The sequence below is a fragment of the Fervidobacterium changbaicum genome, from assembly GCF_004117075.1.
Taxonomy (GTDB): domain Bacteria; phylum Thermotogota; class Thermotogae; order Thermotogales; family Fervidobacteriaceae; genus Fervidobacterium; species Fervidobacterium islandicum.
Genome location: NZ_CP026721.1, coordinates 258,816 through 277,025, shown reverse-complemented (window position 1 = coordinate 277,025; position 18,210 = coordinate 258,816). Strand labels below are relative to the sequence as shown.

The following is an 18,210-nucleotide window of genomic DNA, read 5'->3' as shown; positions in this document are numbered from 1 at the left end:
AAGCGAAAATTAGCAGGAGTTGTCTTTTTAAGACGACTCCTGCTTTTGTTTTTTCAGTTCAAATACAAATCCCATGTATAAAATAAAAGACATTGCAAATGCGATGGTGATTATCGGGTGCTGGGGTATCGTTGGCAACTTAGCAAACCAATTGGCGACAATCTGAATAAACCATGCAAACGGCTTTAGTGCATAAAGTATGAACGCACTAAGGAAAAAGAGATTGCAACTAAAAAGAACATAACTTGTTGTAAGTCCGAAAAGCAAAACTTGAACAGGTATCGAAACCAACATTGTCGCTATTATAGAGAACGGATTTACAGGATTTATCAAAGAAACATATGGAGCGCTACCAAGAAATCCTCCAATATTTGAAAGAAAGTTATTTTCGGAAATCAGCACTCCTAATGTTGCAAAGAATGTCATGTAAAACGAAAGAGAATAAACTATCTCCGGATTAAACAAAACCATCCCTGTTCCAGCAAGTGAAACGATATTTACCGCGTTCACTTTGTAATCTGCAAGTCTTAGTAGTGCCACAAAATAAAGCATTATCAAAGCACGCAGGGAAGGTAAATTTAACCCAGAGCCTATTACAAAAATCGTTGGAAACGTCAGCGAGAGCATGACTCTAAGCCACTTCCTGTACGTAAACATTCCAATAACGTACGCCGTGAACAGATAGAGTAACGAAACATGCATACCAGAAACACAGAAAATGTGAAGTAAACCACTCTTAGCGAAATTCTCATCACGCGAATTAGCGCCAAATAGGTTTTGATAAAACGGATCTACATTGTTTGTAAAGTTCCTATATCTTTCGAAGTGTTCAAAGACTCTTGCAGATAAAGATTCGTAATTCGTCACCGTTGCACAATAATCGGTTTTTGCATAATATATCGGATAAGCACCTTTTCTTTTCAGTTGACCAATAAAATAAACTATCGTTCCGAGCTTTTCTTCTTCGTATATAAGTACATCAACTCCCATCCTTCGCCATCGTTTACCATCAAAGAATGATAAACGGAGGATACTCGAACCATTTTGTACCGCCTTTACTGTTCCAACAAACTCTACCGATTTGTTTGAGAAATCGATGTTACTAATGAAAGCCATATTTGACAATATGAAAATCAACAAAAATACAGCAACTTTCGGCTTCTTGAAGAGTGCAAGAGCAACTGGAATAACCAGAAAGAAAAGTGGGAACTTGAAGTAAGTTCCCATCAATGCTCCTAAAATTGCCCCGCCAAAATAGTAAAAAGAAGTAAATGAGACGTTAAGTGTTTTGTTGTTCTTCCCCAACCCTTTCCCCCAAACTCGCTTTAAAACTTATGCACCAAATTTTTCTAACCTTCCTGCGTAGGCAAGAATTAGGTTCATAACATCGGTCGCGTGAATTGTACCAAGTGTGCCACGGGCACATTCGAACTCATTAAAAGCTTTCGAAAGTCCTTTTCTTGTGTGTTTAGCACAGAACATTATTGGGACTGGATGGAATGAATGACCTTTCATTGCACATGGTGTGGAGTGGTCGCCAGTAACAACAAGAACATCTGGATTGAGAGCAAGAATATCTGGAATAACCTTATCAACGTTCTCAATAACATGGACCTTTTCGTCAAATTTCCCATCTTCACCGTAAGAATCTGTCTTCTTCACATGAACAAAGAAGAAATCGTAGTTATTCCATTCCTGTTTCAATGTTTCTATCTCATCCTCGATGGTTTGCCCAGTTGGGATAATGGTCATTCCAACAAGTTTTGCAAGTCCCTTATACATTGGATAAACCGCAATTGCACCTGCTTTGAGCTTGTAAACTTCCGGGAATTGCGGAAGCTTCGGATACTTAGAAAAGCCTCTAACAAGTGCAAAATTCATCTTCGGTTCATCTTTCAAGACTTCTTTAATCCTGTCAAGCAGCTTGTTTACAATCCTTGCTGTCTTTTCTGCTTCAGTTGAAAGAGCAGATGTGTATTTTATTGGTTTTCCTTCTTTTTGTGGGTCTGCATCTTCAATATTATCAGACAGCCCCTCACCTGTGAGTTTCAGCACGAACCTGTGTTCTTTACCAGGATAGAAAGTCACTTTGACATCTTCAATTTCCATTATGTGAGCGTTCAACTTTTCTACTACTTTAGCGCTCTCTTCAGTTGATGGTCTACCAGCTCTTCTATCCACAACAATATCTCCATTTATCGTTGCAAAATTACCTCTCGCAACGACATCGAGTTCTCCAACCTCTATGTCTTCACCAAGGGCTTCAAGGATACCACGGCCAATTTGATATTTAATTGGATCGTATCCAAACAATCCAAGATGTCCAGGTCCACTGCCGGGTGTTATTCCGTGCATCACAGGAATTGTCTGACCCAGATCACTCATCTGAGCAACTTTGTCAAGGTTTGGTGTGTTGGCTTTCATAAGAGGTGTTAATCCCTCTTCATTTGGCAAATCACCGATACCGTCCATAACAAGAAGAACAATCTTAGAAGCGTTCGGCGAAATTAGTTCATGTACGAACTGTTGTTTGTCAAAACTCATACCGTCTACCTCCTTTAAGCAAAATGCATTTTGCAAGTTAGTGATATTATTCACATATTATTATACCATACTTTTAGAAGTCTTCCAGACAGTTTAACTAAATCTTCCAAAGTCCGTTTTCCATAAGTAAGTACTCTTTTCCATCCTTTATTCCATAGACATTCATCTTATCGTTTCCGATCATAAAGTCTACGTGTGTAAGGCTTATGTTAATACCTTCTTTTTCTGGATCACCGCTGAAGTTTTCAACACAAGTTGGATAAGCTCTTCCTAAAGCAAAATGAGAAGCAGCATTTTCATCATATAGTGTATTGTAGAATATCTTATTTAATTGATAAATAGGTGAAGTCACATCAACAAGCGCTACTTCGCCTAAATACGCAGCTCCTTCGTCTGTGTTGATTAGTTCTCTTAGTACGTCCTTTCCTTTTTCAGCATCAAAATTTACAACCTTTCCGTCTTTGAATTCAAGCCAGAAATTGTCAATTATATTCCCTTGGTAAACAAGTGGCATACTACTTGATACTTTTCCATTGACTCCGTATTTATAGGGCGCAGTGAAGACCTCTTCAGTAGGAATATTCGGCAAGAACGGTACACCGTCTACATCGTGTTCAATACCGCTCAACCACAGGTGGTTCTTCGGAAGCTCCACGGTTAAATCTGTTCCTGGTCCTTCGTATCTGAGAGCTTCGAATTTCATGCTGTTTAAATAATCTTTGCGCCTCTTTAAGGCTTCCAAGTGGGTAAGTAGTTTTTCGTATCCGTTCTCATCTATTCTTGCCATAAACATGATGTCTTTCCATAACGGTTCGACATCTTCACTCCCGTAAACCTTCTTTGCCCACTCTGGGTTTGGTACACCTGCAACACACCATCTGTTCTTATTCATCATCGTTCTTTCCATTATTTCTCTAAAAGCAATTTGCCTGGCTTTTGTAGCTGCTCCAATCCTGTTTGCTGGTACATCTGCAAGTAAATCTGCGTACGAGCCGACAAGTGATATCGTTGCGGCTCCATCTTCGAGAAAGCTTTTTGGCATCTCAACTTCCCAGTTATATATGTGGGTGATTACATCTTCCGGTGCTTTCAAAAGTTTCTGCCTTGCAATATACGTATCGTTCCAAACAACAAGCACTTCTTTGGCCCCAAGGTCGTAAGCTTGTTCCACAAGTGCTCTAACAAAATCTTTATGGTCTACTGAGGCATTCACAACGAGTCTTTGCCCGCTTTGAAGGTTCACTCCAACTTTCAAAATAGCTTGCGCGTAGTTTATAAGTAAATTCTTATCCATAAGAAAACTATCTCCTTTCTCAACGTTTAATTTAATCTGCTTGGAATAACGTCAAAACCAAACCTACAATCAGAGAAAAAAAACCTATATCGGAAGCGTAGTTAGTAAGTGAAACAAGAAAGCCAATCAAACAAAGCACGTAAAACTTCAGAAGGTTCGCAAACAGCTTACCGAGGTTACGCTCAAGGATAAAGAGAGAATATTCGTTATGGCTTACACCAAGCGAAAGTATGAGGAGTCTGAAACGTCTGTCTATAGAATAAACTCCTACGAGCAATTTGTATATCAGAAAGACTGTGGCTAAAGCGGAAAAGAGCGCAAATGCAACTATCAAATCGTCAACGTAATACCAAAGCAAAGCAAGAACACCGAGTGTCATTATGTCATTGAAAAAATAGAGAGGCTGGTACCGAAATGTAGCCCTTCTAGAGATTATACTGAACGAAATAAACACAGCAAAAAAACTACCAATAAGTGTGCTTATTAATGAACCAAAGATGATGTTTAAAAACGTCTTTATCATTTCTCTTTCTTTTCCTCCGGCTTTTTCTGTTCTTTTACTTGCGAGTCTTTGAAGAGTTCAGCTATTGCTCCCACCGATGAGAGAACTGATGATGTTTCCAAAGGTAAGAATATCTTAGTTGCTTGTCCGTTAGCGATTTCCTTGAGAGTCTCAAGATACCTAATTGCAATAAGATCATTTGTCGGATTACCTTCGTGGATCGCTTTAAAAACGTTAGCAATGGCAAGTGCCTGACCTTCTGCTTCGGCAATAAGCCTGTATTTGTTCGCTTCAGCAACCCTCTTGATTGCTTCAGCCTCTCCCTCGGCCTTCAGAATAGCTGCTTGCTTTTCACCTTCTGCTTTGAGAATCTCAGACTGCCTGATACCTTCTGCTTCCAATATCGCAGCTCTCTTTGTTCTTTCTGCTTTCATCTGCTTACTCATTGCTTCCATAATATCTTTTGGAGGATCTATCTTTTTGATTTCAACACGTGTAATCCTTATACCCCATTTATCAGTTGCTTCGTCAAGAACTGTTCTGAGCTTCGTATTTATACTTTCCCTTGATGTCAGTGTTTGGTCTAACTCGAGCTCGCCTATTACATTCCTCAAGTTCGTTTGAGCCAACTTAATTGTAGCGAATTCGAAGTTGCTTACGTTGTATACGGACTTGAAGGCATCCGTTACCTCGTAATAGATAACCGCATCAACAACGACAACAACGTTGTCTTTTGTAATAACCTCCTGAGGAGGAACGTCTATGACATGCTCTCGCATGTCTACTTTTATCATCCTATCGAAAAAAGGAATGATAAAGTGTAGCCCAGACTTAACTTCTTTTTTGAACTTTCCAAGCCTTTCGATTAAACCACGTTCGTACGGTCTTACGATCCTGATACCTGTTGCTGCAATAATCAACAGCAAGAACGCAATTGCAATTAAAACAATATACATAGTGCTCCCCTCCTTCTTAAGTTCTTAAAATACTTTCACTCAATTTATGCTGTCAGACCTGTTTTATCCATCTAAATTCTCCAAGTCCGACGTTTTGCGCAACGGTTTTACAACCACGTGTGCACCTTCTACCTTTTCTATAACCACCTTTTCACCTTGAGGAATAACTATATCATCGTCGTAAGACATCGCGCGCCACATATCGCCACTTACCTTCACCACACCTTTACCTATCTTATTGTCAATTTGCTCCATGACTATCGCTTCTTTTCCAACGATTTCATCTACGTTTATACTTCTAACTTCTTCACCTGTTATCTTCTTTGCAAGTTTTCTCGTTGACAAAACGAGTATCCCTGATACTATTATGAAAGTGAGCAGCTCGAAAACGGTGTTCTCGTAGAAATAAGCGACAACTGCGGCTGCTAAACTACCAAGCCCGAACCAAAATACGAAAAATGTCGGTGTGAATATTTCCAAAACCATTAGTAGAACACCAAGAATGATCCAAAACGAAACGGGTGTAATCATAAAAATCCCCCCTTAGAAGCTCGGCTGAAGATCGGGCAAAGGTTCCTCACTCTTCTTTAGCCTCATCTTCTCATTCTATACTTACTTTATGAACATCCTTCACGAATCTTACAAACTGTTCCACGAGTTTAGGATCAAAGAAAGTCCCTGCAAGGTTCTTTATTTCCCTAACAGCTTGCTGTGGAGTCTTGATTTCGCTATCCCAATCAGCAGATACAAAGTTCGTAACTTCATCGTAGTAATTGAGAATAGCGATTATCCTTGCAAAATAAGGTATCTCTTCACCTTTCAATTTATCTGGAAATCCTTTCCCATCCCAACGTTCATGATGGTGTCTAACTGTAGGGATATACTTCCACAAGCTTTCGTGAATCGTGAGGTAAATCGTTCCCATCGTAGGGTGGTCCTCGTAATGGGTCTCAAAAGTTCTAATCCTTGTCGGCGAGTAGAGCATCAGTTGCTCAATCGCTATTTTTCCAACATCGTGCAAGAATGCATGATTTCTGAGTTCCTCGACTTTCGATTCTTCCCAACCAAGGTATCTGGCAAATTCTTCGGCCAATTTAGCAACCCGCTGTGAATGAGAAAATCCATTCTTGTCCTCAACTTCCGTTAGAACGATTATGTTGACAAAGAGTGATCTTAAGAGTTCTTCGATTCCTTTGTCTTGAGGTGTAAATAGGCCTGCTTTCTTTGCGTAATACTGAAGGACAAAGCCGTAGTCAGACTCGTTGTCCTCAAACTGAGCTATTAATCTACCTTTCTCCCTAACACTGATATACCCGTTTTCTTTTAATATACAAATTCCCTGACTTGGATCTTCGCATATCGGCTCTTTGCCAAACGCTTCTTTAAAAAGTTTTACAAGTTCCTCAGGTAACAAATTATCACCACCTTCTTCCTTCGGATTTACTCAGTAGCTCAACGAAATTCTTCTTGAGGTTATCTCATCTTTAACCTTTGCGATGAATTCTTCAACATCTACATCATGAATGTCTTTTCCTTCACGCGTTCTGATCGATATCTTTCCAGATTCCTTTTCTTTCTCCCCGACAATTATCATGTATGGTACTTTTCTCATCTGGTTTTCTCTTATCCTGTAACCGAGTGTTTCATTACGGTCATCCAACTCAACCCTAATTTCACTTTCGTTCAGCCTTATGGTTAATTCTTTTGCATAATCAGAGTACTTTTCAGAAACTGGTAGTACAACAGTTTGGACTGGAGCAAGCCACGTTGGAAATGCGCCAGCGTAATGCTCAATAAGAATACCAAAGAATCTTTCAAGTGAACCGTAGAGAGCTCTGTGAATCATAACTGGTCTTTTTTCACTTCCATCTGCATCTTTGTAGGTAATTTCAAAGCGCTCCGGCATCTGGAAATCTACTTGAATAGTTGCACATTGCCATTCCCTACCAATCACATCCCTGACGTGGAAGTCGATCTTAGGGCCGTAAAAAGCACCTTCACCTTCCGCAACAACGTAAGGCACCTTTGTTTCCTCGAGTGCATTTCTAAGCGCTTCTGTAGCCTTTTCCCAAGTTGCCTCGTCACCCATATGATCTTCTGGCATCGTGCTGAGTGTTGCACGGTAGGTGAAACCAAAGATACTATACAATTCATCGATGAATCGGACCACGTTAGTAACTTCTGTAACTGCTTGGTCTTCTCTACAGAAAATATGCGCATCATCTTGTGTAAACGTTCTAACCCTCAAAAGTCCATGCAACACGCCTCCGCGTTCATACCTATGAACCCTACCGAACTCAAATAGCCTGATTGGAAGATCCTTATAAGAGACCGGCTTGTTCTTGTAGATAAGTATGTGACCTGGGCAGTTCATTGGTTTTACAGCGTAGGTAACATCTTCTTTTTCAGTGAAATACATGTTATTTTTGTAATGATCCCAGTGCCCACTTTGACGCCACAGTTTTTCATGCATTATTAAAGGAGTCCCGACCTCTTTGTAGCCGTACTTTTTGTGAAGCCTTCTTGAAAGGTTCATAAGTTCCAAAAGAACAGTCATACCGTACGGTAAGAATATAGGCATACCCGCAGCAACATCTGTGTTTATGAAGAAAAGCTCGAGTTGCGGTCCAAGCTTTCGATGGTCTCTTTTCTTTGCCTCTTCAAGCATATTTAAATAGTTTTCAAGGTCTTCCCTTTTCGAAAACGCCGTACCGTAAATCCTCTGTAGCATGGGGTTTTTCTCGTTACCACGCCAATATGCTCCAGAAACGGAGAGCAATTTGAAGTGTTTTACCTTACCAGTGCTTGGAAGGTGTGGGCCTCGGCAGAGGTCAACGAATTCACCTTGTTTGTAGAAACTCACTTTTTCATCTGGAATTTCCTCTATCAGCTCCACTTTGTAAGTTTGCCCTCTTTGTTTCATAAATTCTATAGCCTCGGCTTTCGGTAGTTCAAATCTTTCTATTTTCAGATCTTCTTTGATGATCTTTCTCATCTCTTCTTCAATCTTTGGCAAGTCTTCCTCTGTTATTTTCGCATCTTGTATGTCGAAATCGTAATAAAAACCGTTCTCAATGGTTGGACCTATTCCAAGTTTTACCTTGTCAGCACCGTAAATTCTCATGACAGCCTGAGCCATAATATGAGACATTGTATGTCTGTAGATCTCCGTAGCTTCAGCATCATCTAACTTAATTATTCTCAGTTCGCAATCAAAATCAATAGGTCTTTCCAAATCCCATAGCTGACCATTGACGATTGCTCCGGCGGCATTTCTCCACAGACCTTCAGATATTTCCTTTGCTACTTGACCTGGTGTCACGGGACCGTCGTAAGTTTTTATACTTCCATCGGGTAGTCTTACTTGCATAATCATCAAGCACCTCCAAACTCGAGTTTTTTGTATATGTAAGCAAACAATGCACAATCAAGAACAAAACCGTAGATTAACGCAAACGGTTGTGCATAGTAATACGGAATCAAGAACAAAATCGCCTGCAACAGAGATGCACTCCACGGGTAATAAAACACATCTTTATACAATTCTATCACAACAATTACCAACGTCAGAATAACCCAGAGAATTGTCAACCGCTGATAAGCAAAACTCTGGTAAAAGAGAGAGAATAAAAACAATCTCATTACTTTAGACTTCAAATTCTTTTCATCAATCTCCACAACAGACTCAAGCAAAAAATACAACGGTACAAGGGTAAAATATTCTTTGAAAACGTTATCTACAAGTACACAGGAAATCGAGATAATCCAAAGCAATGGCTCCATACTCACACCTCAACAATTAAGAATAAAAAGCGAAAGCTCACAAACCAATTTCGTTGGCTATCTCTTTCATAGCTTCCAACGAAAGAGCGTAAAATTCTTCCAAAGTTAGTCCGATATTTTCGCAAGACTTCATTTGCTCTCTATTAGCTCCCTTAGCAAATCCTTTCTCCTTGAACCTGTTGAGCAAAAATGGTACGTCAACAACGTTGAGTTTCTTTTCTGGTCTTATCAACGCAGCAGCGACGATAAAACCACTTGTTGGGTCCACCGCGTAAAGTGCTCTTTCCATAAGTGTTTCCGGCGTTTTCTTTTCACAGTGTGCAAGAATGGCATTCTTTATCTCTTCGGTTACAGAATCTCCAAGAATCTCAACACTTTTGAAACCATGTTCTTCTGGTTTATCCTTCGTATAATCGTAATCCAAATCGTGGAGTAAGCCAGCAAGTCCCCATACTTCTTCATCTTCACCAAAATGACGAGCTAAACGTCTCATAATGGCTTCACAAGCTAAACAATGGTTTATCAAGTTTTTGTTTGTTACGTGAGTTTTGAGAAGTTCCAAAGCTTCTTCCCTAGTCAAGGCAATCCCTCCATTTAGTTGTTCTAAGATTTTAAACTATGTGCTCGTATCTTTAATTTAGTATACCATAAAACGTGGTATAATAAAACGTGGAAATTAAAAAGATTAAATAGGACGGAGGGATCAAATTGGTTCTGGACCTTCACACTCATACAACAGCTTCAGATGGTACACTAAGACCTATGGAGCTGATTCAAAAAGCCAAACTGATAGGCTTAGAAGTCCTAGCTATAACTGACCACGATACGGTGAGTGCTTTTCACCAGGTTGATGATTCTGCTTTCAAAGACTCTAAGTTATTACTTGTACGTGGTGTTGAAATAAGTGCCGAATATCCAACAGATAGTCTGCACATTTTAGGGTACAATTTCAGAGATTCTGAAAAGGTAGAGAAGGTTTTAAATGAACTAATCGAATATCGGAACAAAAGAAACGAACTAATCCTTGAGAAAATGAACCAGCACGGTTTTAATGTCACAATGGAAGAGCTGAAACAGATAGCCAAAGGCAAGGCTGTCGGCAGGCCTCATTTTGCTCGCTTGATGGTGGAAAAAGGATATGTACAAAGCTTAGACGAGGCATTTCAAAAATATTTAAAAGACGGCGGACTGTTTTTTGTAGAGAAAAAAAGGCTAAAACCTGAAGAAGCGATTGATTTAATAAAAGAAGCTGGTGGAATAGCTATACTGGCGCACCCTTATCAGATGCTTCGTGATGGAAAACCTTATCCAATTGCTCCAGGTGTAGAATCATTGGGTGATTTGATTAGATATTTAGTTTCAAGAGGTTTAGATGGTATAGAAGCGTATTACTCAACACATATGCCGGGTCAAATAGAAGAGTTGCTATATATCGCAGAGAAATACAACCTCTTAATCACCGCAGGAAGCGATTTCCACGGAGACAACAGACCAAATGTAAAGCTCGGGATGAACGTTCCTTACAGACATATTGGTAAGTTTTTATCTAAGCTGTTTTAAAGATGACTTTACAGTGGTGGTGTGGAGGATGAAACAAGACAGAGAAATAAAAGAGTACAAATTGGAAACTAGAGAGAGCACAGGCACTAAAATTGTAGATGAGATAATGAACGAACTCGATGCAGAACAACGGAATGCGGTTTTGAATTCTTTTGGTAAGAGTGTTGTCATAGCCGGTCCGGGTAGCGGGAAAACACGTGTAATAACTTATAAGATCGCGTATTTACTTGCAAATGGAGTAAAACCTTCGGATATATTGTTAGTTACATTTACGCGTGCCGCAGCAAGGGAAATGATAGAGCGCGCTGAAAAGGTTACCAAGAGAGAACTTTCTGGAATGCTTGCTGGAACGTTCCATCACGTTTGCAATGTGTTGCTTAGACGGTATGGTTCAGCCATAGGTATAAAATCGAATTTCACAATTTTAGATGAAGATGACTCTGTTGATTTGATGAAGTTTGTAAGAAGCAAGTTTGTAACATCAAAGCAGATGAGCAAAGCACTACCTACGCCGAATGAACTTTATTCTCTCTATTCCTACATGAACAATACCCTGCAAACACCTTACGAAGTCGTAGTTAAACGCGCAAAAAGATGGATTAATGTTATCGATATAATAGAGAAAATTTTCGAAGAGTACATCACGGAAAAAGAAAAACAGAACGTACTGGACTACGACGATTTATTACTTAAGATGCTCAGACTTTTGGAAGAAAACTCGGATATCCGCCAACGTATTTCATCGCAATTCAAATGGATTCTTGTTGATGAATTTCAGGACACCAATATACTTCAACTGAAGATTGTTCAGTTGCTCAGTCAGGTGCATAGCAACCTTTTTGTTGTTGCAGATGATGCACAAAGCATTTATTCATTCAGGGGCGCAAGATTTGAGAATGTAAAGGAAATCATGGACGGTGCGAATGTTTTCAAGATCCAGACGAACTACAGAAGCACGGACAAAATCGTCGAATTGGTGAATTCGATGATACCAAGGTCAGCGGTGCCGAAAAAGTTGAGGGCAGTTCGTCAAAGCCTTCAAAAACCAGTTGTTGTAAACACGTACGACCACTTTGATGAAGCGAGATTCATCGCTCAAAGGATTATAGAACATGTAAACGAAGGAGCAAATTACCGTGATATAGCGGTTATTTACAGAGCGCATTCTCATTCTTTAGAGTTACAGCTTGAACTCTCAAAGCGGAACATACCGTTTAGGTTGCTTTCAGGCTTACGGTTCACAGAAACCGCGCATGCCAAGGACGTTATTGCGTTTCTTAAGATTATGGAAAACCCTTACGAAATCATCTCCTGGATGAGGATATTGAAGATGCTGGATAACGTTGGCGATGTGAAAGCTGAGAAAATCGCAAATGACATTACAGCAACTGAAGATCCTATAGGCCAGTTCCTGAAGTTGAACGTTAAAAGCTCAAATATAGATGAGCTAAAAAACGTGATTTATAAATCCCTTGGTAAAGGTCCCAGTGAGCAAATAAGAAATTTCTACGAAGATTTTTATCGGAACATTTTGGAATACCACTACCAAGACTTCAGAGATAGGGAAGAAGATATTGAAAGACTTATCGAAATGGCCTCATTCTATGATTCTACTGAAGAGTTTTTGAGTGAACTGATTATTTCTGAAGCAAGGGAAGCAGAACTTGACAGAAATGAGGAAGAAGGGGGAAAAGTAACACTTACAACAGTTCATCAGGCAAAGGGTTTAGAGTGGAAAATAGTTTTTGTCATTGGTGTCAATCCGGGTGACTTCCCCCACTTTTTGGCCTTGAAAGATGGTTCAATTGATGAGGAAGAACGCTTGTTCTACGTTGCTATAACGAGGGCTAAAGATATGCTTTACATCACACATTCCGTTCTTTCACGTAGCGATTATTTCAAAGCAGGGAAAATTGAACGAGACTTCGTTGAGGATATTCCTCCCTACTTGGTTGAATACTGGAGGGTTAGGTAGCTAGGATGAGTTTGACAGAAAAGAACATGACTTGGTTCATCGGAACAAGCGGCTTTTCTTTCAGTGATTGGGTTGGAACAGTTTATCCTGATTACATAAAACCAGGTGAGATGTTCACCTATTATTGGCAGCATTATGGATTCAATGCCGTTGAGCTGAACTACACATTCTATCAAATGCCTTCGTACCGGACTATCGTATCTTTGCTGAGAAAATCACCACCTGGTTTCAAGTATGCAGTAAAGTTGCACGGCTCAATAACACACGAGAAAAATCTGGAAAATGTTCAAGAATTTCTTCGAAGTACCGATATTATAAAGCAAGAGGGTAAGCTTATAGGATACTTGGCTCAGTTCCCATACATGTTCAAATATTCTAAAGAAAATGTAGATTTTCTAAAAAGACTGGCCGAAACAATGACCGGGGCTGAGCTTTTCATAGAGTTTCGAAGTTCAACATGGGTCGAGAGGGATGATATTGTTCTGCTGATTCAAGAATTCGAATCGCAAGTTCATGTAGTCGTTGTTGATTTACCAAAGTTACCTGGTTTATATCCATTCAACACCTTTTACAACATCGATGAGGATTCAACATATATTCGCTTACATGGTCGAAATTCTAACTGGTTCACCGCCGACGAAAAAACGCGTTATGATTACAACTATTCTGATTCTGAACTGAGGGAGATTGCAGATGAAATTTCTTCTCTAGCCTCGTCGAAGCGATTTGTTTTTTTCAATAACTGCTATCGTGGGCAAGCTCTGAAAAATGCACTTCTGTTTAGAACACTTGTGGGTGGTGAGAAGATTGGAATTTTTTAAGCCTTCGGATGGAAAAAATACTTCGAATGTTGAACGATTTGAGAGTGTCAACGGTCAAAATAATTGGAGTGATGAGAAAAAGCTGATAAAAGCCTTAGCGAAGGGTGATGAAGAAGCTTACAGGTACTTGTACAGAACTTACGCTCCAAAAATAGGTGCTTTAGTTAAAAGCTTTTTGGGTTCTGATGACATTGATGATGTAATCCAGGAAGTCTTTTTAAGAGTGTACAAAGGCATCAAGAAATTTCGCGGAGATTCTAAATTGTCAACGTGGATATATAAAATAGCGATGAATGTGTGCAACAACTTGTATAAAAAGCTCAAAAATAATAGCATACTGACCGATTTTGAGGAAGGATCAAGTGACGAAGAGTACAATGAGTACCACTATCAGCTCAGTTCTGAAGAAGACATCAAAGAAGAATTTTCAGCTGAGATAGTGTCGAGAAAGATTAAGGAAGCGTTGGATAAGTTAAGTCCCGAAGATAGAGCTTTGTTGTACATGAAAGAGGTCGATGGATTAACGTACGCAGAGATAGGTAAGATTTTGGACAAACCAGAAGGAACTATAAAGAGCAAGCTCCACTATATAAAAAAGCAACTGAAATCTTTTTTAGGGGAGGCATTAGGTGATGAACAAGAGGAACTTTGATAGCGAAAAAGCAAGCTCATTCGCAAAAAGCATTGCCAATGAATACTCATACAAACCAGGGCCACTAATGGAAGAAAAGATAATTAGAGAAATAAAGAAAAGCAAATTGAGAAAAATGTTTTTTAGAGTAGCTTTGGTAGTTGCTATAGGACTTATTGTTATCTTCTCAAAATTTGAAGCTTTAGAACTGTCTATACTTAAGGAAAGGATTTCAGCAAAATTGTCAAACACTGGTAACAGTCCTACATTATCAACGGAACAAGTTAAAGAGAGTGAGAATAACAACGACCTGCTCTTTAAAATGCTAAAATACGTGGCAATAGCAAGTGATGGGAACTGGTAAGATCTTGAAGTTACCCACAGAAGGTTAGGTGAGGTTAAGTTGAAAAACAAACAGAAGCTTAACTCTTTGCTTTTTACTCTTATTATGCTTACTGTCTTTTGCTTCTCCACGCATCTTTTTTCAGACGGATATTATGTTCGAATGGTTTACGAAACGAGCAAGGCTGGTACGTTTATGCGTTCCGAAGAAGTCTACGAAAGTGGGGATTACAAAATTGTCTTTGTTACAAGCCCTGAAAACTTTGTGTGGGTCAGGCTGAAAGACAAATATTACATAGGTGACTCAAATGTGTTGTTGAGAAGCTTCCAGATAAAAGACTTGGCAGACATTGCATACGAATATGTAAAGGCCAAAAGGCTGGATATAACAAAGGATGGAGTGTACAAGTTCAACGAGGAGTCGTTTTCCTTGGAAATCTTCGTTGTGTCCGGAGAAATAATGCGTGTTGTTCGGACAGTAGCCGATGTCACAACCACCATGTATATAAACAAATTTCCAAAACAGTTTGACATAAGGAGCTTACTCGCCAAATATAAGTTTGTGGATGACACGCCATTTCCAGAGGAAATTTACTCCCTTTCAAAGTTTTTCCTGTGGGCCACAACTTCTCAGGGAAAAGATCTCATAAGAATCTCTGGCTACGACAAAAACGGCAAGGTACTTGAACTGGAAATAAACAAAACATCTGGTGACTTTAAAGTTGGGAACTACTATATAAAGATACTAAAAGCATCCGAAGCTACAGCAAGGGAGATAAAAAATGCGTTGCGCAATTATTGACGGTTATGTAGACGAACCTGCGGTTTTGGGTGTTCCTCCCTACATCAGTACATACGTTAGATACGTGGCTGGTGTGTTTGTGCTAAAAGGATACGAAGTGGATTATTATACAATAGACGATGTGCGTGCCAAGGACCTATGGCACGCATTTTCTAGTTATGATTACGTAGTCATTATCGGTGGAACAACAGTACCAGGAAAGTATATCGGTGGAACACCTATAAACCCCAAAGAAGTAACTAAGATATTCAACCATGCCAAATCGTCTTACAGAATACTGATGGGAGCCATCGCAAAAGCGTTTGCAGACTCTGGTGGAAAACTAGCCAAAGAAACATCAAGCATAGATTCCGACGAATTTGTTGAAGATATCGCGAAGTGGGTTGCAGATAACCTTTCGGAAGAGTATACGAAAGCAATAAGATTGGCATCAATTGCTGGAGCTGTTGTGGTGCTTCAGCATCCGAGATACCCTTACGTTATAGCTGAAATAGAGGTCTCTTTAGGGTGTGAAAGAAGAACATACTGCACGTTCTGCACAGAACCGCTGTTACATCCAAAGTTCTTTTCGCGCCCAGTTAAGGATATTGTCGATGAAATCGCTGAACTTTACAACCATGGAATTCGTGCCTTCAGACTTGGCAGAAGTGCGAATATTATTGCTTTTGGAAGTGACTGGAACGGTAATAAGATAAATCCCACCGCTGTTGAGGAACTCTACAGTGGCATAAGAAATTCTTGCCCAGAGTTAAGAGTTCTGCATACGGATAACGCAAATCCTACCTACATTTCTCGAAACCTTCCTCATTCAGCAAGAATAATCGAAACTATCGTACAATTCAACACCGCAGGAGATATCTTGTCGTTTGGCGTCGAGAGTTTTGACCCAGTTGTTAGAAAGAAGAACAACTTAGATGGAGAAGTTGGAGATATCGATATTGCTGTGAAGGTGGTTAACGAAATTGGCGCGGTGCGGGATAAAAATGGTATCCCAAAATTGCTTCCGGGGATAAACTTAATATTTGGATTGTTCGGTGAAACCAAGAAAACTTATGAGATAAACTACAAGAAACTTTTAGAGTACTTAGAGCATGGGTTTTTACTTAGAAGAATAAACCTCCGCCAGCTGATGATTTTCCCAGGTACGCCTATTTATTATCTATCAAAACGGAGAACACTCAAAGTAAACAAACAACTCTTTGAACACTATAAATACCTCATCAGAAACAACATAGATAACCCTATGCTCAAACTGGTATTCCCCGTGGGATGTGTTATTGAGAACGTGATACCGGAATTCAAGGAAGGAAGACTTACATTTGGCAGGCCCCTGGGAACATACCCAATTCTCGTGGGTGTCCCTGCTGAATTTGACAGACCATCCGACATAGTGATAGTCGGACATGGACAAAGGTCAGTAACTGGCGTTAGAAGAATTCCTCTGGCTGCACTAACTTTCGAAGAATTGACAGCCTTGCCTGGTATTGGTGCTAAGAACGCGTACAGAATAAAATCCGAAGATTTCTCCACCCTTGATCACAAAACAGTTCAATTTATAAACGAACATTTTAGAAACGATTGAGCCACACTCGATAGATTGTTGATTTCAAGTGGGATTTACTAATCCTGTCTTACCACCAGAAAATTTTGTTGCAAAAAACAAAGAGATATTTGCTATAATTTAAACAGAGATAATACAATCGAAAATTTCTACGATAGTGTTAACTTGTAGTGATGAAAGAGTGTAAGTGTGAAAGAATGAGATTGATATTACCATTGTGCGTTTTCCAAAGATTCTTCACTACACAAAATCCTTGAATATATTTCGCTAAATTCTTCGTATTCTTCAGCCCTCGCTTGAGTCGGAAAAAGTCTTTCAACAATGAAAACTTGGATTCACATTGATTGTTTTTACCGAGCGGTACCACTACGTGATTGATATTTCTGAACAACAGCTTTACTGCACTTTCATATGCACCAAGTCCATCAGTAATAAGTTCAATGTTTCTAGGTTTTGAATTACCAAAGAACTTCTCGAGCAATACTTTGACTTGTCCCATATCACGATACTTTGAGACATGCCAACAAAGAATTAAGTTAGTTTCGTGATCAACTAATAGCCAAACATAGTACTTTTGTTCTTTGAAAACAAGAACAGTTTCATCAGCATGAACTGAGAAAACATTTTCGATGGTAAATGTTGGAAAAAGTACAGAGAATAAAGTACACAATTTAATAACCCATTTGTATATGGTGACATGAGATACTTTGATATTAAGAGAATGAGCAAGAGAGCGATAAGACATATTGTGTTTCATATACAAAACGAAAGCCTTTAAGACGAAAAAGATAGGGAAGCGGAAATATTTAAATTTCTCAGGAATAAGGGTGACTGGTTCGGGGAGGTTAAAAGGTACTCTATCTTTGGTACGACAAGCTCTACAACGGAAGACAACGAAAGAGCGACGGACTTTGTAAATTTGCATAGATTTACCACAAGAAGTGCATTTGGGATAAGGGAAAGAGAAGTTTTTGCGTTTGTGAGAATGGGAGAGTTTGAAAGAATGATGGCAGAGTTTGCAAAGGAATTGTTGGTTACCGTATTTGTCATGACCGTTTTTGTATAAGCTGGTGGAACCGCATTTTGGACAAGAGAGCGTTGAGTTGTTCATATCGGGATACCTCCTTTGTCGAGAGTTGGTTGGGGGGTGTCCCCTCTTTATAAGGATAATGCGGTTTTTGGAAAGTTTCAATACTTTTAGTTAACAGTATCGAATTTAAGTGAGGAGATATTTGGATATGGCAAATTACCTGAGATTATTAAATTCTGAAATGCCGAATGTAAATTTCAATATGAAGTCTAAAGCTAAACGCAGCTGCCCGCTATATGGTGGTCAGCTTGCGTTTGGCGTGGTGTAAAGCAAGCGCAAGTAATAGGGAAAGACTACCATAAGCGGGCTACAGTGAAAGACTGTAGCCCGCTTTTTTTAAAACTAAAGT

18 protein-coding genes are annotated in these 18,210 nt (G+C 39.5%); 7 read left to right on the top strand and 11 right to left on the bottom strand.

All coding sequences use genetic code 11. The annotated features are described in order from the left end of the window. Window positions 1–27 precede the first annotated feature (27 nt). The 10 genes from CBS1_RS01285 to CBS1_RS01240 form a co-directional block, all read right to left on the bottom strand. Window positions 28–1,305, bottom strand: a complete 1,278-nt coding sequence (locus CBS1_RS01285) for a ComEC/Rec2 family competence protein (RefSeq protein ID WP_241685538.1) — start codon at window positions 1,303–1,305, stop codon at window positions 28–30. Window positions 1,306–1,332: 27 nt separating this feature from the next. Continuing rightward, window positions 1,333–2,544: a 2,3-bisphosphoglycerate-independent phosphoglycerate mutase gene (locus CBS1_RS01280; protein ID WP_033190920.1), complete on the bottom strand. Its 1,212-nt coding sequence runs from the start codon at window positions 2,542–2,544 to the stop codon at window positions 1,333–1,335. Window positions 2,545–2,641: 97 nt separating this feature from the next. Further along, a complete protein-coding gene (locus CBS1_RS01275; protein ID WP_090222725.1) occupies window positions 2,642–3,838 on the bottom strand; it encodes an aminopeptidase in 1,197 nt (398 codons plus the stop codon). Window positions 3,839–3,869: 31 nt separating this feature from the next. After that, window positions 3,870–4,361 (bottom strand): hypothetical protein, encoded by a 492-nt coding sequence (locus CBS1_RS01270; RefSeq protein ID WP_090222724.1) that lies wholly within the window; start codon window positions 4,359–4,361, stop codon window positions 3,870–3,872. Beyond that, complete coding sequence (locus CBS1_RS01265; protein WP_090222723.1) at window positions 4,358–5,296, bottom strand: SPFH domain-containing protein; 939 nt, start codon at window positions 5,294–5,296, stop codon at window positions 4,358–4,360. The genes CBS1_RS01270 and CBS1_RS01265 overlap by 4 nt, the downstream gene beginning before the upstream one ends. A 63-nt stretch (window positions 5,297–5,359) precedes the next feature. Then, on the bottom strand, window positions 5,360–5,827 hold the full coding sequence (locus CBS1_RS01260; protein ID WP_033190916.1) for an NfeD family protein: 468 nt from the start codon (window positions 5,825–5,827) through the stop codon (window positions 5,360–5,362). A gap of 70 nt (window positions 5,828–5,897) precedes the next feature. Continuing rightward, on the bottom strand, window positions 5,898–6,710 hold the full coding sequence (locus CBS1_RS01255; protein ID WP_090222721.1) for an HD-GYP domain-containing protein: 813 nt from the start codon (window positions 6,708–6,710) through the stop codon (window positions 5,898–5,900). 30 nt (window positions 6,711–6,740) lie between these two features. Further along, window positions 6,741–8,672: a threonine--tRNA ligase gene (gene thrS, locus CBS1_RS01250; RefSeq protein ID WP_090222720.1), complete on the bottom strand. Its 1,932-nt coding sequence runs from the start codon at window positions 8,670–8,672 to the stop codon at window positions 6,741–6,743. Beyond that, complete coding sequence (locus CBS1_RS01245) at window positions 8,672–9,079, bottom strand: hypothetical protein (protein ID WP_033190910.1); 408 nt, start codon at window positions 9,077–9,079, stop codon at window positions 8,672–8,674. The genes thrS and CBS1_RS01245 overlap by 1 nt, the downstream gene beginning before the upstream one ends. 37 nt (window positions 9,080–9,116) lie before the next feature. Beyond that, on the bottom strand, window positions 9,117–9,659 hold the full coding sequence (locus tag CBS1_RS01240; RefSeq protein ID WP_090222719.1) for an HD domain-containing protein: 543 nt from the start codon (window positions 9,657–9,659) through the stop codon (window positions 9,117–9,119). 128 nt (window positions 9,660–9,787) lie between these two features. Between CBS1_RS01240 and CBS1_RS01235 the strand changes: the two genes are divergently transcribed. The 7 genes from CBS1_RS01235 to CBS1_RS01205 are packed head-to-tail and all read left to right on the top strand — an operon-like array spanning window position 9,788 to window position 16,792. Beyond that, window positions 9,788–10,639, top strand: a complete 852-nt coding sequence (locus CBS1_RS01235) for a PHP domain-containing protein (RefSeq protein WP_090222716.1) — start codon at window positions 9,788–9,790, stop codon at window positions 10,637–10,639. A 28-nt stretch (window positions 10,640–10,667) separates the two neighbouring features. Further along, a complete protein-coding gene (locus tag CBS1_RS01230; protein WP_084384040.1) occupies window positions 10,668–12,614 on the top strand; it encodes an ATP-dependent helicase in 1,947 nt (648 codons plus the stop codon). A gap of 5 nt (window positions 12,615–12,619) precedes the next feature. Continuing rightward, the gene (locus CBS1_RS01225) at window positions 12,620–13,435 is read left to right on the top strand and encodes a DUF72 domain-containing protein (RefSeq protein WP_241685537.1); all 816 of its coding nucleotides are present in this window, start codon (window positions 12,620–12,622) and stop codon (window positions 13,433–13,435) included. Continuing rightward, window positions 13,422–14,087: an RNA polymerase sigma factor gene (locus CBS1_RS01220; RefSeq protein ID WP_407918650.1), complete on the top strand. Its 666-nt coding sequence runs from the start codon at window positions 13,422–13,424 to the stop codon at window positions 14,085–14,087. The genes CBS1_RS01225 and CBS1_RS01220 overlap by 14 nt, the downstream gene beginning before the upstream one ends. Next, a complete protein-coding gene (locus tag CBS1_RS01215; protein ID WP_090222712.1) occupies window positions 14,068–14,430 on the top strand; it encodes a hypothetical protein in 363 nt (120 codons plus the stop codon). The genes CBS1_RS01220 and CBS1_RS01215 overlap by 20 nt, the downstream gene beginning before the upstream one ends. Before the next feature lie 39 nt (window positions 14,431–14,469). After that, window positions 14,470–15,210, top strand: a complete 741-nt coding sequence (locus CBS1_RS01210) for a hypothetical protein (RefSeq protein ID WP_033190906.1) — start codon at window positions 14,470–14,472, stop codon at window positions 15,208–15,210. After that, a complete protein-coding gene (locus CBS1_RS01205; protein WP_090222710.1) occupies window positions 15,191–16,792 on the top strand; it encodes a radical SAM protein in 1,602 nt (533 codons plus the stop codon). Before CBS1_RS01210 ends, CBS1_RS01205 begins: the two co-directional genes overlap by 20 nt. A gap of 139 nt (window positions 16,793–16,931) precedes the next feature. Here CBS1_RS01205 and CBS1_RS10400 read toward each other — a convergent pair whose 3' ends face one another. Then, window positions 16,932–17,882 carry a DDE-type integrase/transposase/recombinase gene (locus tag CBS1_RS10400; RefSeq protein WP_014452073.1) on the bottom strand — a complete coding sequence of 317 codons (951 nt, stop codon included), beginning with the start codon at window positions 17,880–17,882 and terminating at the stop codon, window positions 16,932–16,934. Window positions 17,883–18,210 lie beyond the last annotated feature (328 nt).

Excerpts from the sequence above, each read along its gene's own strand:
- CBS1_RS01280 (WP_033190920.1), bottom strand. The coding sequence starts at position 2,544 with ATGAGTTTTGACAAACAACAGTTCGTACATGAACTAATTTCGCCGAAC.
- CBS1_RS01275 (WP_090222725.1), bottom strand. The coding sequence starts at position 3,838 with ATGGATAAGAATTTACTTATAAACTACGCGCAAGCTATTTTGAAAGTT.
- CBS1_RS01270 (WP_090222724.1), bottom strand. The coding sequence starts at position 4,361 with ATGATAAAGACGTTTTTAAACATCATCTTTGGTTCATTAATAAGCACA.
- CBS1_RS01265 (WP_090222723.1), bottom strand. The coding sequence starts at position 5,296 with ATGTATATTGTTTTAATTGCAATTGCGTTCTTGCTGTTGATTATTGCA.
- CBS1_RS01260 (WP_033190916.1), bottom strand. The coding sequence starts at position 5,827 with ATGATTACACCCGTTTCGTTTTGGATCATTCTTGGTGTTCTACTAATG.
- thrS (WP_090222720.1), bottom strand. The coding sequence starts at position 8,672 with ATGATTATGCAAGTAAGACTACCCGATGGAAGTATAAAAACTTACGAC.
- CBS1_RS01245 (WP_033190910.1), bottom strand. The coding sequence starts at position 9,079 with ATGGAGCCATTGCTTTGGATTATCTCGATTTCCTGTGTACTTGTAGAT.
- CBS1_RS01230 (WP_084384040.1), top strand. The coding sequence starts at position 10,668 with ATGAAACAAGACAGAGAAATAAAAGAGTACAAATTGGAAACTAGAGAG.
- CBS1_RS01225 (WP_241685537.1), top strand. The coding sequence starts at position 12,620 with ATGAGTTTGACAGAAAAGAACATGACTTGGTTCATCGGAACAAGCGGC.
- CBS1_RS01215 (WP_090222712.1), top strand. The coding sequence starts at position 14,068 with ATGAACAAGAGGAACTTTGATAGCGAAAAAGCAAGCTCATTCGCAAAA.
- CBS1_RS01205 (WP_090222710.1), top strand. The coding sequence starts at position 15,191 with ATGCGTTGCGCAATTATTGACGGTTATGTAGACGAACCTGCGGTTTTG.
- CBS1_RS10400 (WP_014452073.1), bottom strand. The coding sequence starts at position 17,882 with ATGAACAACTCAACGCTCTCTTGTCCAAAATGCGGTTCCACCAGCTTA.